This is a genomic window from Aminivibrio pyruvatiphilus (assembly GCF_004366815.1).
GTDB classification, from domain to species: domain Bacteria; phylum Synergistota; class Synergistia; order Synergistales; family Aminobacteriaceae; genus Aminivibrio; species Aminivibrio pyruvatiphilus.
Genome location: NZ_SORI01000017.1, coordinates 1 through 14777 on the forward strand (window position 1 = coordinate 1; position 14777 = coordinate 14777).

The following is a 14777-nucleotide window of genomic DNA, read 5'->3' on the forward strand; positions in this document are numbered from 1 at the left end:
TCGTGCCCATCGCCATGGATCCGGGTCTTCGTTTTGCGGTGCGCGAGGGCGGCCATACGGTCGGCGCCGGCGTCGTCACCGAGATTCTTGAATAATTAAACTTCGAGGAGGCAACCATTTATGGCGGATATCGTCGGCCTCTCCTGCACCGAGTGCAAGAGGCGGAACTACACCACGACTGTAAATAAGAAGAAGCAGTCGAAGAAACTGGAGCTCAATAAATTCTGCAAGTGGTGCGGTAAGCACACCTTGCACAAAGAAGGCAAGTAGTGTAAAATACACTCTGCTCGCAGGTCCGTAGCTCAATTGGCAGAGCACTGGTCTCCAAAACCGGGGGTTGCAGGTTCGAGTCCTGCCGGGCCTGCCATTTTTTATTGTCAATGAAAAAAGATAGGAGGCCGAGGTTGTGGAAAATATCCTCACCTTCGTAAGAGAAGCCCGAGCCGAACTGAAAAAGGTAACATGGCCAGGAAAAAAGCAGGTGTGGTATTCCACGCTGGTGGTAATCGCTTTCACCCTTTTTGTTTCCGCCTACCTTGGACTCGTGGACATGCTTTTAACGGGAGTTTTATCGCGTCTTATCAGATAATGTACGCTGCCGGTCCAGGCAGTTGCGTTCCAGGATCACTTCAGAGATCGGCAGGGAGGTGAGGGGGCCGCGAGACCCCCTTCATGTATGGATAGCATCGAAGAACGCCGCTGGTATATAGTACAGACATACGCAGGATACGAGAACCGCGTAAAGGCGAATCTCGAGCAGAGAATTGCCACCATGGGCATGGAGGACAGGATTTTCTCCGTTCTTGTGCCTGTGGAAGAGCGTGTATCCGTTAAAGACGGAAAAAGCAAAAAGGTTACCCGCAAGCTTTTTCCCAGCTATGTTCTCGTGGAAATGCGCCTTAATGACCAGTCATGGTACGTGGTGCGCCATACACCCGGTGTCACGGGTTTCGTCGGTTCCGGAAACCACCCTATTCCTCTCACTGAGAAGGAAGTCCGGGAGATTATGGGCAAGGTGGGTAAGGAGCAGGCAAAGCCCAAAATCGAACTGAACCTTCGCATCGGCGACGTCATCAAGGTCAAGAGCGGTCCCTTCGAGGGGCAGGTCGGGCCTGTGGTCGAGGTGCTTCCCGAAAAGGGCAAGGTGAAGTTCGCCGTCACTGTCTTCGGACGGGAGACGGCCGTGGAAACGGACTATACGGAGCTTGAGAAGCTCTAGCTATATATTCAACGCGAAAGAGGCGCTTGACTGGGAGGCAAGAGAGTTCTTGGCTCCTCTTTTTCCCTGTTCGGATGCCGCTTTCAGTAACGAGAGGAGATCTTGAGGAATGGCGAAAAAAGTAATTGGGCAGATCAAGCTGCAGTTGCCTGCAGGAAAGGCTACACCGGCTCCTCCTGTGGGACCTGCACTTGGTCAGCACGGAGTGAATATTATGGAGTTCGTGAAGCAGTTCAACGCTAAGACCGCTGATCAGGCAGGCCTTATTATTCCTGCAGTCATCACGGTTTATGCGGACAGAAGCTTCACCTTCATATTGAAGACTCCCCCGGCGAGCGTGCTTCTGAAGAAGGCAGCCGGACTCGAGGCTGCATCTGGTGAACCGAACAAGAAGAAGGTGGCGACACTCAACCGGGCCAAGGTCCGGGAGATAGCCGAGCTCAAGAAAGAGGACCTCAACTCCTACGACGTGGAAGCAGCGATGCGCATGGTCGAAGGAACCGCACGGTCCATGGGAATCGACATCGTCGATTAGTTACGAAGAAATTCGTGGGAGGCCTTCGGGCCGTCTGACCACCGGGAGGGAAACGAAATGGCAAAGATTAGCAAGAGGATGAAAACAGCGGCGGAAAAGATCGAGAAGGGCAAGCTTTATTCCATGAAGGAAGCCATCGCTCTTTTCAAGGAAACCGCAACGGCGAAGTTTGACGAATCCATCGAGGTTCACATCCGCCTCGGAGTCGACCCCAGGCATGCGGACCAGCAGGTCCGGAGTACTGTCGTTCTCCCCCACGGCACGGGCATTACCAAGAGAGTGCTCGTTCTTGCCCAGGGTGAGAAGGTGAAAGAAGCAGAAGAGGCCGGTGCAGATTTCGTCGGCGGCGAAGACCTCGTTGCAAAGATTTCAGGCGGCTGGCTCGAATTTGACGCTGTCATCGCCACCCCTGACATGATGAAATCCGTGGGCCGCCTCGGAAAACTCCTCGGGCCCAGGGGCCTTATGCCCAGCGCCAAGACCGGCACGGTAACCTTCGAGCTCGGCGATGCGGTCAAGGAAATCAAGGCCGGGCGGGTTGAGTTCAGGGTCGACAAGTTCGGAATCGTCCACAACGGCGCAGGCAAGAAGAGCTTTACGGAAGAGCAGCTTTATGATAACGTCAAGACTATCTTCCAGGCGGTTTTGAAGGCTCGTCCCGCTTCCGTCAAGGGAACCTACGTCAAGAGCTTTTCAATAGCATCTTCCATGGGACCCGGAATCAAGATCGATCCCGCGGCTGCCCAGAAGGAAATGGCCGGCGAGTAGAGTTCGTTCCCGGCACCTGACAACAGAAATACCACGTGAACTGCAGACAGCGGGTCCCCTTCGGGGACAATGGATCCGTTCCGCCCGCCGAGGTTCCGGCTGAAATGCGGCTGTAAAGCTGTTTTTTATCCCGGGCCCGGTGTGCCCGGGATTTTTTTAATGCTATGAGGCAAGGAGGTGAGTACATGCCGGCACAAGTAAAATTTGAACAGGTAGAAGAACTTCGCGAAAGGCTGTCAAAGACCCAGGCGGTCTTTGTGGCCGAATACCGCGGAATGACAGTCGCACAGATCACTGCCCTGCGGGCCCAGGTCCGCGCAGCTGGCGGCGAAATGAAGGTGGCCAAGAACACCCTCATGAAGATCGCCATGGAGCAGGAAGGGCTTACCGCCTTCCCCGATGAGATGGCCTACGGTCCCAACGTTTTCGCCCTTGCCTACGGTGACCCCGTAGCGGTGGCCAAGGCACTCCGCGATTTTTCCAGGGAAAAGACCAACAAGGCCTTCCTTCTCAAGGGAGGTGCCCTGGGCCATTCCATTCTCGGCGTCGACCAGGTTAGCGCTCTTGCCGATCTTCCCAGCAAGGACGTCCTTATTGGACAGGTTGTCCGTACCATTGCAGCACCGATCTCCGGGTTCCTTTCCGTGCTCAACGGGCCCATCCGGGGACTGGCGACCTGCCTCAACCAGATCAAGGAAAAGAAAGAACAGGCTGCATAGCAGCGTAAGGCCGCGCTCAGGCGTACACAAATTGCTGATACATATCCAAGGAGGATAAATAGAATGACCCGTGATGAAATGATCCAGGCTATTGAAACCATGACTGTTCTCGAGCTTTCCGAGCTCGTGAAAGCCCTTGAGGACAAGTTTGGCGTGTCTGCTTCCGCTCCTGCAATGGCTATGCCCATGATGGCCATGGCCGGTGCTCCCGCAGCCGCAGCCGAAGAAGAGAAGACCGAGTTCGACGTGGTCTACAAGGCTCCCGGCGCCAACAAGATCAACGTGATCAAGGTTGTCCGCGAACTTACCGGCCTTGGTCTGAAGGAAGCCAAGGAACTCGTCGACAATCCCCCCAAGGCCGTCAAGGAAGGCGTCACCAAGGAAGAGGCCGAAGAAGTCAAGAAGAAGCTCGTCGAGGCCGGCGCCGAAGTCGAAGTCAAGTAGTTTCACTTTTCCTGTTTTCAGCTATACTGAAGGCGGCGCGTTCCAGGCGCCGTCTTCTTTTTTACCCATTTGACGGAGGTATGCCATGATCGTCGACTGCCATGTCCATGTGTACCCGCCCGAAGTCATCCGGGACGCGGAAAAAATAGCCCGGACGGAAGAACATTTTGCACTGCTCATCGGCGGGAAAGTCCATAAATGGGCTGCGGCCGAAGATCTGGTGGAGCAGATGGAAAGGGACGGGGTAGATGTTTCATGGATTTTCGGTTTTGCCTTCAAGGATCCGGGGCTGTGTGCACTGTGCAATGACTATGTCATCGACGCGGTACGCAGGTTCCCAGGCCGTTTCCGGGGCCTCGCGGTGGTTCCGCCCATGGCGAGGGGAAGTGACCGCGAGATCCTCCGGTGCAGGGAAGCCGGTCTTGTGGGCATAGGGGAGATTTTTCCCCAGGGACAAAACCTCGACATTGCGGACATAAGGCAAACCTGGCGGCTCGCGGGAGCAGCCCATGAGCTTGATATGTTCCTTTTGTTCCATTCTGCGGAGCCGGTAGGCCATGACTATGCCGGCAAAGGCAATGTCGGCCCCAGGGAGGCTGCGGAATTCTGTATCCACCATCCCGAGACCCGGGTGATCTTTGCCCATTTCGGCGGCGGGTTATGGATGTACGAGCTCATGCCCGAGATGAAGCTCTATCTCTCCAACGCCCGGTATGATTCCGCCGCGTGGCCCTGGCTCTACGAGCCGGCAGTTTTTTCCGCCATGGCTGCCGCCGGGGTGGGGGATAAGATTCTCTACGGTTCCGACTTTCCCATTCTCTCCTTTCCCCGATACAAAAAACTCCTTGATGCTTCCGGCGCCTCCGATGAGGCCGGAGCTCAATTTCTTTCCGGAAACGCCCTTTCTTTTCTCAGAGAAGACCACCCCCTTTCATAGGCTGATTCATGCCCTCATGCTTCTGCTGAATAGAAGACAGCTGCTCTGATCTCTTGTCCGGGCGGAGGAGGGCTATTTACGAAAATAAAGATGGATACTATACTGCAAATAATGAATATAGAATAAGGTGGGTCATTAGGGTTGTATCCAGAGAGTATTGTGAGCAGAGAGGGTGGGTAAAATGGCAACCAGAAAGGCATCAGGCGCTTTCCTGTCCCTTTTTATTCTCCTGGGCTTCCTTGTCCTTTCGCTTTTTTCACGGCACGCAGAAGGGGCGATCTTCCGTGTAACCCAGAACGGGGCCGGGCTGCGCGACGGCTCGTCGTGGACAAATGCATGTGACGCAGGGAGATTCCCGCAGCTTCTCTCAGGCGCAACCCCGGGAACGGAGATATGGATAGCCGAAGGGAGATACAGGCCGGGCAGTCCGAACCGCCCCTATTCAGCGTTCATACTTCCTCCGGGTGTATCCTTGTACGGAGGTTTTGCAGGAAATGAAGTTTCGGTGGAGCAGAGGGATCCCCTTGCTCACGTCTCAGTTCTTACCGGGGATCTGAGCCTTGATGACACTGTCAATTCCCATGGGGTGACGGAAAGGGTCGAAGATATAGTAGGTCAGAACAGCTATACGGTAATACGATGCGAGGGCGAACCGAGGGAAGGGGATGTTTCCATACCGGCTCCCGAAAGACCCCAGTCGGTCATCGACGGACTGGTTATTACCGGCGGGAATTCGGAGGTGATATGTTACGCATCCCTCCACGGAGAGTCCCCGATAAAAGCAGAGGATCCGGTAATCCAGACCGGGGGCCTTCACATAGAGAACGCACGGGTAGAAGTCCGGCAAACCTCCTTTACCGGGAACCAGGGGTTTAGGGGAGGAGCGGTATGGAACGCGTCAGGCGTAACCCGTATCCAGAAATGCACTTTTTCCGCGAACAGGGCCATTATGAGCGGTGGCAGCATCTATAACTGGACAAACGTCGGGGGAACTGGTGTTGCAGCTGAAAGTGAAATGACCATCACAGAAAGCCTTTTCTCTTCCAACAATGCCAGGGATGACGGAGGCGCCATTGACAACCATTTCAGTGAAGTTTCCGTCAGGAGGTGTACCTTTTCCGAAAATACCGCCGGAAACGGAGGCGGCATTCGTAATTACCAGGGAAAAATGACTGTAGAAGCCTGTACTTTCTCAGGCAATGCGGCAGTGGGCGACTTTTACAGAAGCGACATTCGCGGCGGAGGAATTTACAATCAGGGCTCCAATACAGACGCAGTGATTGTTAACTGCACATTCTATGGAAACAGCGCAGATTTCGGCGGAGGGGCGGCGAATTGGGGGAAGATGCTGCTGATAAACTCCACGCTTTCCGAAAACTCAGCAGCTCACGGAGAGGAACTGGCCGACGGAAAGGATTATCTCACGGAGGTTGTGAACTGCATCTTGTGGCACGGATATCCGGGAGATGAAATTTATACGGATCAATCATATCCCGTCGATGTGAGGTATTCCATTATTAAAGGAGGATACCCCGGAGAAGGCAACCTCGATGTATCCCCCCTTCTGGGAACACCTTCCTGGAACGGAGGCCCCACGAGGACCTGCGCACTTCTGCCCGGCAGCCCGGCCATCGACAGCGGAACATCTTCAGGAGCCCCGGTCACTGACCAGAGAGGTATCCAGCGTCCCCAGAAAAGCGGGTTCGACCGCGGAGCCTACGAGGTTTCGGTCCGGAAATTTCTCGTGATGAGAGCCCCCTTTCCCGGTGTGTTCAGATTCAGTACAGCCACCGAGCAATTCGAGAGCGGAGAGGGTACGGCATGGGGATTCCCGGAAGGGATTCCTGTCACGGTAACTTTCCTCCCCCAAGCGGGAAAAAGACTGAAGGATGTTCTGGTGGACAGGCGTTCAGTCGGAGCTGTTTCTTCCTATACATTTCCGAACCTGGACCGGGACCATGAGATTGAAACCGTGTTTATGGAAACCCTGTCCTCCTCCGGTGGGGGCGGGTGTTCCGCCGGCAGCGGATTCTTCTCTTTTCTGCTGCTGATTCCCCTGCTGCTCATCGGCAGGAGAAGGTGAACCGGGGGGCCTGTCCCGTCACCCTTTCATGACTGCAAGAGGCCGGAGACGGGCCACTTTCCGGGCGAGGCCCGCACCGTGGACAACTTCCACCACCGCGGAAACGTCCTTGTAGGCTTCCGGGGCTTCTTCTCCCAGTGTTCCGGCCTTTTCGGCCATGACGGATATGCCTTTGGCGGAGAGTTCCTTCGGTATATTCCTTCCTGAGGTTCTCCGTATGGCTTCGTTCCTCCCGAGCACCCTTCCTGCGCCGTGGCACGCCGACCCGAAGGTTTCCCTTTCCGCCCCCGGTGTCCCTTCCAGGACATAGCTTGCCGTGCCCATGCTTCCGGGGATCAGCACGGGAAGCCCGTTGAATGCCCTGGTGGCCCCTTTCCTGTGAACGCAGAGCTGTCTCTTTTTTCCTTCCCAGACATGGTTTTCCATGGATGCAAGGTTGTGGCTCACATCGTAGACGGTGGTGAGTTTTTCCCCTGGAAAGAACCCGGCAAAGACGTCCCGTACGGCTTCAGCAATAGCCTGGCGGTTGGCCGCGGCGAAATTCGCCGCGGCTTTCATGGCCCCGAGATATTGCCGCCCTTCCTGTGAGTCCACGGGGGCGCAGCAAAGCTGCCGGTCAGGCACGGCGATCCCGTACTTCGTCATGGCTCCCCGCATGACCTTCAGGTAATCATCGCATACCTGGTGCCCAAGCCCCCGGCTTCCGCAGTGGATCATCACGGCGATGCATCCTTTGGAAAGCCCCATGGAGGCTGCTTTTTCGGGGAGGAACAGTTCCTCCGTTTCCTGAACCTCGATAAAGTGATTGCCTGAACCCAGGGTGCCGAGCTGCCCTTTGCCCCGTTCCTTTGCCCGCGGAGAAACGGCGCCCGGCTCGGCCCCCACGAGGCATCCCCCTTCCTCCGTCCGCCGGATGTCGCCTTCCGTTCCCCTGCCGGAGCGGACGACTCTGACAGCTCCTTCCTCAAGGATCCTGTCCAGTTCCTTCACGCCGAGGGAATCCTTCACGGATCCGACGCCGCATGGGACGGCGGAGAAGAGGGCGGCCAGCACCCGATCAGCATTGGGACGGAATTCTTCCGCCGGAATTTTTGAGGCGAGGAGCCTGACGCCGCAGGAAATGTCGTACCCCACTCCTCCGGGGGATATGATCCCGCCGGAGACGTCGAAGGCCGCCACTCCGCCGATGGGGAAGCCATACCCCTGGTGGATGTCCGGCATGGCCATGCTGTACCCCACAATACCGGGCAGGCAGGCCACATTGGCCACCTGGGAGAGCACGTCTTCTCCCTTGAGAATGGATTCTATGTAGTCATCGGCGAAAATGAGCCCCGGAACGGCCATTCCCGGCACGGCGCCGGGGTCGAGAACAAGACGCCACTGGTCGATACGCCTGAGAAAACTGTTCAATTTGTTCACCTCGCTGTCAGAGATCGAGGATCATCCTCAGAAAAGGACGGGGAGAAGTACGGAGTACGAGCCCTCCGTACGTGGCGGCCTTGACGGAGAGAACCCGGCCGTTGAGGGGGACGGTTCTTCCCGAGGCAGCAATGGCTGGGGGGGAGAGGGACACAGTGACCTTCACGGGGAGAAAAAATACCGACCGCGTCTCCGCCAGGAAGAGCAGTTCGTTGAGCCAGGAGACTGCCAGTTCTTCTCCGTCTGGTGAGGAAAGAAAGAGTTCGCTTTTTTCCCCTGATCCGGGGAAATCCCCGGGTGTCAGTCCAGCGGCAAGGAAAAGGAACGCTTCGGCGGCGTCGAGGAAAACCTCGGCCAGGGTGTCAGCCTCCGCCTCGAATCCGGCATCCGCGGTATGTTCCAGCAGTCTCCAGGCCATGGCCTCCCCAGCCTCCTTTTCTACGGATATCCTTTGATCCTTAATGTTACCACGGAGAGGAACAGAGGACTTGACAAAGGTTAGATGTCGAACTATTATTATGTCCATGGAAAAAACACAACAGATTATCCGCCGCATAGGCGGAATTCACGATTCAATACACCGTTTTATCTCCGGATATATTGAGCAATGCGAGAAGGAATGCCTTGTTCCCTCCCACGGAGAACTTCTCACAGCCCTTTTTTCAGGGAGGGAATTCACCATGGGCGACCTCGCCCGGGAGATCCGGAAAACAAAGCCCACGGTGACGGTGCTTGTCGAGAAGCTTGTCCGCTGCGGGTACGTTATCAGGGAACGGGATGCCCGGGACGGGCGAATTTCCTATATCCGGCTCACCGAAAAAGGCTGGGGGCTGAAACCTGTTCTTGAGGATACTTTGAGTTCCCTTGAAATGAGACTTTTTTCAGGTTTTACTGTGCAGGAAAAAAACAATCTGGAGGAAATGCTGTTCCGGATTGAAGAAAATTCGAAGGAGGAGAAGAGAATATGAAGGATTTTTTTGCGGCGGTGAAGGACCGGAGGACCTACTACGGCATTTCCAAGGCGAGCCCCGTTTCTGACGACAGGATAAAGGAGATAGTTCATTTCGCGGTGAAGCATGTTCCCTCGGCGTTCAATTCCCAGAGCGGGAGAGCGGTGCTTCTCCTCGGAAAATCCAGCGACGATTTCTGGTCCATGGTGAAGGAGTCCCTCAGGAAGATCGTGCCTGCGGACAAGTTCGCCCCCACTGAGGAAAAGATCGACGGGTTCGGAAGCGGCTACGGTACAGTGCTCTTCTTCGAGGACTCACGGCCCGTAAAAAATCTCCAGGAGCAGTTCCCAGCCTATGCCGCTCATTTCCCCGTGTGGTCCGATCATTCGTCGGGAATGCTTCAGTATATTGTCTGGGCCGGGCTGGAGTCAGAGGGATTCGGTGCCTCGCTCCAGCATTACGCTCCAGTGGTGGAAGATGATGTCAGGAAGAAATGGGACATCCCCGCCCAGTGGAGGCTGATAGCCCAGATGCCCTTCGGCGTTCCCGTCGCCGGCCCCGGTGAAAAGGAGTTCCTCCCCCTGGAAGACCGGGTCTGGATCCGGGAGTGAAGGGACCGGAAATTTGAAAAGCCCCGCGTCTTCAAAGACGCGGGGCTTTCGCCATTCAGGCCCGGAAGACTTCTCCCAGGGCGGACTGAAGGGCTTCCCGCACATTTTTCTCGTTGCCCCTGAGGCTGAAGGTGAGCTTCTCTCCGGTGTGCTCCACTGCAAGGCTGCATTCGAACACATCCATCTCCTGATTTTTGTCATATACGAGTTTTTTGATTATCCGGACGGAGCGGAGCCGGCCGAGAGGTATGGCAATGCTCTCCTTTCCCCTGGCGGCTATTTCTTCCACCGGCATGTCCCAATAATTCCTGACATAGTCGTACCCCGAAGAAAGAACAGCTCCCCAGCGGCCGAAGAATCCCTTCCCTTCGGCTTTTGCCTTTGCCGCCGCTTCTTTCGCGAAGGCCGAGGCTTCCTTCGGGTCTTCGTGGACGAAGAGCATTCTTTCATCCGTAACGACGAGGGTGTAGGCGGTGTGGCTGAACCAGCCCGTTTTTCTGCTCAGCGACGGTATAACTGCCCGCACGTTCTCTTCGCTCATGGAGATCCCTCCCGGAAAAAATATTCTTTTACCTTACCCTAAAGTGCCTGAAACCGCCAGGGAATTCTTGACTTGGCGGCCGAAAGGCTCATAATGACGGGAAATCGTTGACGGCTGAGTTCGGGGCAGAGGAGGATGGGCATGGAACGGAACGGAGAAGCGAGAAGAATCACATTTCTGGGGCTTGTAATCAATGTTTTTCTGACAACCGCAAAATATCTCGCAGGAATTTTCGGCCGGAGCGCCGCCATGATCGCCGACGCAACCCACTCGCTGTCCGACCTGCTGACCGATCTCGTGGTGTTCTTCGGGCTCTCGGCGGCGGGAAAACCTGCCGATTCCCGCCATCCCTACGGCCACGGCAAGATTGAGGCCGTCCTTTCGGCCGTGTGCGGCATTTCCCTTCTCCTTGCGGCGGGAGGAATCTTCTTCTCGGGAGCGGCCCGGATATGGTCCCTCCTGTTCAGGGGCGCGGAAACAGCCGGTCCCGGCATAATCGCCCTGGCAGCCGCTGGAGTATCCGTGCTGCTGAAAGAATGGCTTTTTCGCTACACCATCGAGGGAGGGCGGCGTCTCCAGAGCAGTGCCCTGATCGCCAAGGCATGGGACCACCGCTCCGATGCCCTCTCTTCGGTGGGCACCCTTGCGGGAATTGCCGGGGCCTTTTTCGGCGGGGAACGGTGGCAAATTCTCGACCCCCTGGCTGCCCTGGTGGTGAGCGTCTTCATCGTGACTGCGGCCCTTCCCATCCTGAGGGACAGCCTTGACGAGCTCATCGAGGCTGCCCTTCCCGGGGAGCTGGAAAAAAAACTCCAGTCGGTCATCGTTTCCGTTCCGGGGGTTCGTTCTTTCCACAAGCTGAAGACCCGGAGGATTGGAAGCTCCATCGCCGTGGACGTACATATACAGATGAACGGGTCCCTGTCCCTGGACGAAGCCCATGAAATTTCCCGGAAGGTTGAGCGGGAGATCTGGGAGCTTTTCGGTCGCGACGCCCATATTTCCCTCCACATGGAACCCGTCTCGCCGGCGGCTGCCCGGTGAGTTTTACAATTCGCCTTCTCCGTGCAAAAATAGAACGGATCAACAGGTGTTCATTCCAATTACCGCCAAGCAAAGGAGCGTTTTGAATTGATGGAAAGCCAGTCCGCGAAAGGGCCTCATTTTATTGAACAGATTATCCTGGACGACCTGAAAAACGGTGTGGTGAAGGAAATCCGCACCCGTTTTCCTCCGGAGCCGAACGGATACCTCCACATCGGTCACGCCAAGTCCATCTGCCTGAACTTCGGCCTCGCGGAGCAGTTCGGGGGAACGTGCAATCTCCGCTTCGACGACACGAACCCGGCCAAGGAAGAGACGGAATACGTGGAGTCCATCATGCGTGACGTCCAGTGGCTCGGTTTCCGGTGGCACAGGCTGTGCTTCGCCTCCGATTACTTCCACCGGTTCTACGAGTGGGCCCTCGAGCTGATTCATGCCGGGAAGGCCTACGTGGACCACCAGTCCGCCGACGATATTCGTGAGACCCGGGGAACCCTCACGGCCCCCGGCAAAGAGTCTCCCTACAGGAACCGCACTGCGGACGAAAACCTCGCCCTTTTCGAAAGCATGAAAAGAGGAGAACTCGAGGACGGTACCTGCGTCCTCAGGGCGAAGATCGACATGGGGCACCCCAACCTCAACATGAGGGACCCGGTGCTGTACCGGATTCTTCACAGGCACCACTTCCGGTCCGGTGACGAGTGGTGCATCTACCCCATGTATGACTTTGCCCACGGCTACGAGGATGCCATCGAGGGCGTAACCCATTCCATCTGCACCCTCGAGTTCGAGGATCACAGGCCCCTTTACGAGTGGCTGCTGGACAATGTTTCCGTTCCATGCAAGCCGAGGCAGTTCGAGTTCGCCCGGCTGAACCTCACCTATACGGTGATGAGCAAGCGCCTCCTGCTCACCCTGGTCAACGAGAAGATAGTCTCCGGCTGGGATGATCCGAGGATGCCCACCATCAGCGGAATTCGCAGGAGAGGATACACTCCCTCGGCTCTCCGCAGGTTCTGCCAGGAAATCGGCGTTTCAAAGTCCAACAGCATGGTGGATATCGAGTTTCTTCAGTACATCATCCGGGAGGAGCTGAACCTGGAGGCCCGGCGGGCCATGGCGGTCCTCGATCCCCTGAAGGTGGTCATAGAAAACTACCCTGAAGGACAGACCGAGATGCTCGACGCGGAGAACAACCCGGAAAGGCCGGAGGACGGAACACGGCAGATTCCCTTCTCCCGGGAGATTTACATTGAACGGGACGATTTCATGGAAAACCCGCCGAAGAAATTTTTCCGTCTTTCTCCGGGCATGGAAGTGCGGCTGAAGCATGCCTACCTGATCACCTGCACCGAAGTTGTCAGGAACGGGGATGGAGAGATCACAGAACTTCGCTGCACCTACGATCCTTTGAGCCGCGGAGGGGAGGCTCCCGACGGAAGGCGGGTTAAAGGCACCCTTCACTGGGTTTCGGTTCCTCACGCCGTGAAGGCCGAAGTGCGCCTGTACGACAACCTGTTCACCCTGCGGGATATGTCCGCCATGGAGGAGGGCAAGACCTTCAGGGATTACCTGAATCCCGGTTCCCTGAAAGTGCTGGAGAACTGCTTCGTCGAGCCCGGGCTCGCGGAGACGGGACCGCTGGAGAAGTTTCAGTTTCTGCGGCAGGGATATTTTTGTGCTGACCCGGATTCCACCCCGGAAAGGCCCGTGTTCAACCGGACCGTCGCCCTGAAGGATTCCTGGGCGAAGGAAGTCCGGAAGGAACAGGCAAACTGACCGCGGGGAGGGGAGAACCCCCTCCCTTTTTTCTTTCCCGCCGTTTCCCTGCACTGTTCCGCTCCAATTCCCTTTTTCCTGGTTCTTCTTCATTACTTTATTTGTCCCGGGGAATATTCCCTTTTCTTTGTCCTTTTTTACCGAGAAGTGCTGAGAAGTTGAAGGAAGGGAAGTGCTACAATAAAAAAAGGTTTTCTATGCGGTTCCCTATGGGAAATCTTCGGAAATGCGCAGAGGAGGTTCGCCCGATATGGTTGATTACGACGAAAAGGGTTTTTCCCCCAGCGGAGGGAATAATGGAAGAAAATGCCCCGAGTGCGGCGAAGAGGTGAGCGGAAGGTTTCGCTTTTGCCCGGCCTGCGGAACGGCGATCCCTGAGGTGCCTGCCAATGTTCCCCTTCGCCCCCGGGCGGCAGTGTCCCGGCAGGAGCCGGTTTCCAGGGAACAGTTCGTCCCGAGGCATGGCGGTGCCAGGTTCGCGGAGAATGGAAGCGAACCGGAGCAGGGGAGACGGTTCCGGACTAATGCCGACAAGACGGAGGCAAGCTTCCGGGAGTTCAACGCCGTGGCCAGTTCGAGGCGCAGGAAGGACGACCGGAAGAGTGCCCTCCCCCTTATCATGATCCTTCTTGTCTTTTTGGTTTCCATCGGCGGTGGGGTGTACTGGTTCCTGCGGCAGGCGGAGGATTTGCCCTGGGACAGTGCCGTAGTGCAGAAGCCGGAGAAAACTCCCCCCGCGTCAGGCCCGGCCCCGGAGCAGCTTTCACCTGCCGGCGCTCCCACGGCTGAAAATCCCGGGGGCACTGCCGCGGTCCCGGGAGAGGCAGCGCAGCCGGCTGTCCCGGCAACTTCCACTCCTGTGCCTGTCGCATCTGCCGTTCCCGGTGAAATTCCCGAGGTCACCGGGCCTACCCGGGGAATTGTCATCGGCTCCAGCGTCAATCTCCGCGGTTCCCACACCATCGAAAGCCCTGTGGTGGGGAGGGTTTCCGCCGGAAACCGGCTGGAGGTTGCCGAATCCTGGACTCCTGACGACAGTGCCGAAGCGGTAACTCTCGCGGACGTGGAGTTGACCGCACCGGACGGAAAGAAAGTCAAGGTTGCACGGGGGAAAGGCGTTACAGTGACCGGTCTTCCCGACGCTTCAGGGATGGTGAACGTCATCCTGCCCGAGGACAGGAACAAGGTGGTCTACAGTGTATCCTCCAAGTCATTGAGCGATCCCCAGGCTTGGCCCTGGTACAGGGTGAAGCCCCAGGGAGGCGGAAAGGAAGGCTGGATTTTCGGCAAATTCCTGACCGTGCTGGATACCCGGGAAGAATCGCTGTCCGTGCTGTACCTTGACAGCGCCCTCACCTCCTATGGCACCACGAAGGAGCAGGTCCAGGAGGTACTGGGAAAACCCCAGAAAACTTCATCCCGCAAGGTAAAGGCTTCCGGGGGCGAGGGCACCGAAACAACCCTCACCTTCAGCGGGGGAACCTTTGTGGTCTACGAAGGCCCGGGCGGTCCCGAAGTGAAGAAGATCACCCTTACCTCGGCGAAGCATCCCCTTGACGGGGGCCTTGCTGTGGGAATGGAGAGGCGGCAGGTCCTCTCGCTCCTGGGCCACCCCAACGATCTCGAAAAGGGAGAAGAAATCTACAGGGCAAACAAGACCGCCGGCATAAGGATCAAGTACGAAAACTACAGGGTGAAATCTGTGACCGCCGGGGTGCTCAATTGACA

The 14777-nt window shown here is 56.7% G+C and carries 18 protein-coding genes, 1 tRNA gene and 1 other annotated feature; of the genes, 16 read left to right on the forward strand and 3 right to left on the reverse strand.

The genetic code is table 11. The features are described 5' to 3' along the window. From C8D99_RS11320 to C8D99_RS11370, 11 genes are all read left to right on the forward strand, one after another. Positions 1-95 (forward strand): EF-Tu C-terminal domain-related protein (locus C8D99_RS11320; protein WP_133958124.1); only part of this gene is annotated, 95 nt, incomplete at its 5' end. Positions 96-120: 25 nt separating this feature from the next. Further along, the gene (gene rpmG, locus C8D99_RS11325; protein ID WP_133958365.1) at positions 121-270 is read left to right on the forward strand and encodes a 50S ribosomal protein L33; all 150 of its coding nucleotides are present in this window, start codon (positions 121-123) and stop codon (positions 268-270) included. 21 nt (positions 271-291) lie between these two features. Then, positions 292-367, forward strand: a tRNA-Trp gene (locus C8D99_RS11330). Between the two features lie 39 nt (positions 368-406). Continuing rightward, positions 407-589 carry a preprotein translocase subunit SecE gene (secE, locus tag C8D99_RS11335; RefSeq protein WP_133958367.1) on the forward strand — a complete coding sequence of 61 codons (183 nt, stop codon included), beginning with the start codon at positions 407-409 and terminating at the stop codon, positions 587-589. 87 nt (positions 590-676) lie between these two features. Then, positions 677-1219, forward strand: coding sequence for a transcription termination/antitermination protein NusG (gene nusG, locus C8D99_RS11340; RefSeq protein ID WP_133958369.1), 543 nt, complete (start codon positions 677-679; stop codon positions 1217-1219). Between the two features lie 109 nt (positions 1220-1328). After that, positions 1329-1754 (forward strand): 50S ribosomal protein L11, encoded by a 426-nt coding sequence (rplK, locus tag C8D99_RS11345; protein ID WP_133958371.1) that lies wholly within the window; start codon positions 1329-1331, stop codon positions 1752-1754. Between the two features lie 57 nt (positions 1755-1811). Next, entirely contained in the window at positions 1812-2522 is a 711-nt protein-coding gene (gene rplA, locus C8D99_RS11350; RefSeq protein ID WP_133958373.1) for a 50S ribosomal protein L1, read from the forward strand. Between the two features lie 22 nt (positions 2523-2544). Beyond that, positions 2545-2688, forward strand: a sequence feature (ribosomal protein L10 leader region). A gap of 19 nt (positions 2689-2707) precedes the next feature. After that, a complete protein-coding gene (rplJ, locus tag C8D99_RS11355; RefSeq protein ID WP_133958375.1) occupies positions 2708-3241 on the forward strand; it encodes a 50S ribosomal protein L10 in 534 nt (177 codons plus the stop codon). A gap of 63 nt (positions 3242-3304) precedes the next feature. Further along, the gene (gene rplL / locus C8D99_RS11360) at positions 3305-3685 is read left to right on the forward strand and encodes a 50S ribosomal protein L7/L12 (RefSeq protein WP_133958377.1); all 381 of its coding nucleotides are present in this window, start codon (positions 3305-3307) and stop codon (positions 3683-3685) included. A gap of 85 nt (positions 3686-3770) precedes the next feature. Then, a complete protein-coding gene (locus tag C8D99_RS11365; RefSeq protein WP_133958379.1) occupies positions 3771-4622 on the forward strand; it encodes an amidohydrolase family protein in 852 nt (283 codons plus the stop codon). Positions 4623-4803: 181 nt separating this feature from the next. Beyond that, positions 4804-6705 carry a right-handed parallel beta-helix repeat-containing protein gene (locus C8D99_RS11370; protein ID WP_133958381.1) on the forward strand — a complete coding sequence of 634 codons (1902 nt, stop codon included), beginning with the start codon at positions 4804-4806 and terminating at the stop codon, positions 6703-6705. 18 nt (positions 6706-6723) lie between these two features. Here the strand turns inward: C8D99_RS11370 and C8D99_RS11375 are convergent, their stop codons facing one another. Both C8D99_RS11375 and C8D99_RS11380 read right to left on the reverse strand, forming a co-directional pair. Beyond that, the gene (locus tag C8D99_RS11375; RefSeq protein WP_243833907.1) at positions 6724-8115 is read right to left on the reverse strand and encodes an RtcB family protein; all 1392 of its coding nucleotides are present in this window, start codon (positions 8113-8115) and stop codon (positions 6724-6726) included. A 16-nt stretch (positions 8116-8131) separates the two neighbouring features. Continuing rightward, entirely contained in the window at positions 8132-8542 is a 411-nt protein-coding gene (locus tag C8D99_RS11380; protein ID WP_166670154.1) for an archease, read from the reverse strand. A gap of 106 nt (positions 8543-8648) precedes the next feature. Here C8D99_RS11380 and C8D99_RS15690 point away from each other — a divergent pair, with 106 nt between their 5' ends. Next, the gene (locus tag C8D99_RS15690; protein ID WP_274542682.1) at positions 8649-9092 is read left to right on the forward strand and encodes a MarR family winged helix-turn-helix transcriptional regulator; all 444 of its coding nucleotides are present in this window, start codon (positions 8649-8651) and stop codon (positions 9090-9092) included. After that, positions 9089-9685 carry a nitroreductase family protein gene (locus C8D99_RS11390; RefSeq protein WP_133958387.1) on the forward strand — a complete coding sequence of 199 codons (597 nt, stop codon included), beginning with the start codon at positions 9089-9091 and terminating at the stop codon, positions 9683-9685. The genes C8D99_RS15690 and C8D99_RS11390 overlap by 4 nt, the downstream gene beginning before the upstream one ends. Before the next feature lie 55 nt (positions 9686-9740). Here C8D99_RS11390 and C8D99_RS11395 read toward each other — a convergent pair whose 3' ends face one another. Further along, on the reverse strand, positions 9741-10226 hold the full coding sequence (locus tag C8D99_RS11395) for a hypothetical protein (RefSeq protein ID WP_133958389.1): 486 nt from the start codon (positions 10224-10226) through the stop codon (positions 9741-9743). A gap of 141 nt (positions 10227-10367) precedes the next feature. Here C8D99_RS11395 and C8D99_RS11400 point away from each other — a divergent pair, with 141 nt between their 5' ends. The 3 genes from C8D99_RS11400 (at position 10368) to C8D99_RS11410 (ending at position 14775) form a co-directional block, all read left to right on the forward strand. Next, a complete protein-coding gene (locus tag C8D99_RS11400; protein WP_243833908.1) occupies positions 10368-11270 on the forward strand; it encodes a cation diffusion facilitator family transporter in 903 nt (300 codons plus the stop codon). Positions 11271-11360: 90 nt separating this feature from the next. Continuing rightward, entirely contained in the window at positions 11361-13049 is a 1689-nt protein-coding gene (locus C8D99_RS11405; RefSeq protein WP_133958393.1) for a glutamine--tRNA ligase/YqeY domain fusion protein, read from the forward strand. Positions 13050-13299: 250 nt separating this feature from the next. Then, the gene (locus C8D99_RS11410) at positions 13300-14775 is read left to right on the forward strand and encodes a zinc-ribbon domain-containing protein (RefSeq protein ID WP_166670156.1); all 1476 of its coding nucleotides are present in this window, start codon (positions 13300-13302) and stop codon (positions 14773-14775) included. Positions 14776-14777 lie beyond the last annotated feature (2 nt).

What these genes read in the sequence shown, in the direction of transcription:
- rpmG (WP_133958365.1), top strand. Translation starts at nt 121, where the DNA reads ATGGCGGATATCGTCGGCCTCTCCTGCACCGAGTGCAAGAGGCGGAAC.
- nusG (WP_133958369.1), top strand. Translation starts at nt 677, where the DNA reads ATGGATAGCATCGAAGAACGCCGCTGGTATATAGTACAGACATACGCA.
- rplK (WP_133958371.1), top strand. Translation starts at nt 1,329, where the DNA reads ATGGCGAAAAAAGTAATTGGGCAGATCAAGCTGCAGTTGCCTGCAGGA.
- rplA (WP_133958373.1), top strand. Translation starts at nt 1,812, where the DNA reads ATGGCAAAGATTAGCAAGAGGATGAAAACAGCGGCGGAAAAGATCGAG.
- rplJ (WP_133958375.1), top strand. Translation starts at nt 2,708, where the DNA reads ATGCCGGCACAAGTAAAATTTGAACAGGTAGAAGAACTTCGCGAAAGG.
- rplL (WP_133958377.1), top strand. Translation starts at nt 3,305, where the DNA reads ATGACCCGTGATGAAATGATCCAGGCTATTGAAACCATGACTGTTCTC.
- C8D99_RS11365 (WP_133958379.1), top strand. Translation starts at nt 3,771, where the DNA reads ATGATCGTCGACTGCCATGTCCATGTGTACCCGCCCGAAGTCATCCGG.
- C8D99_RS11370 (WP_133958381.1), top strand. Translation starts at nt 4,804, where the DNA reads ATGGCAACCAGAAAGGCATCAGGCGCTTTCCTGTCCCTTTTTATTCTC.
- C8D99_RS11380 (WP_166670154.1), bottom strand. Translation starts at nt 8,542, where the DNA reads ATGGCCTGGAGACTGCTGGAACATACCGCGGATGCCGGATTCGAGGCG.
- C8D99_RS15690 (WP_274542682.1), top strand. Translation starts at nt 8,649, where the DNA reads ATGGAAAAAACACAACAGATTATCCGCCGCATAGGCGGAATTCACGAT.
- C8D99_RS11390 (WP_133958387.1), top strand. Translation starts at nt 9,089, where the DNA reads ATGAAGGATTTTTTTGCGGCGGTGAAGGACCGGAGGACCTACTACGGC.
- C8D99_RS11395 (WP_133958389.1), bottom strand. Translation starts at nt 10,226, where the DNA reads ATGAGCGAAGAGAACGTGCGGGCAGTTATACCGTCGCTGAGCAGAAAA.
- C8D99_RS11400 (WP_243833908.1), top strand. Translation starts at nt 10,368, where the DNA reads ATGGAACGGAACGGAGAAGCGAGAAGAATCACATTTCTGGGGCTTGTA.
- C8D99_RS11405 (WP_133958393.1), top strand. Translation starts at nt 11,361, where the DNA reads ATGGAAAGCCAGTCCGCGAAAGGGCCTCATTTTATTGAACAGATTATC.
- C8D99_RS11410 (WP_166670156.1), top strand. Translation starts at nt 13,300, where the DNA reads ATGGTTGATTACGACGAAAAGGGTTTTTCCCCCAGCGGAGGGAATAAT.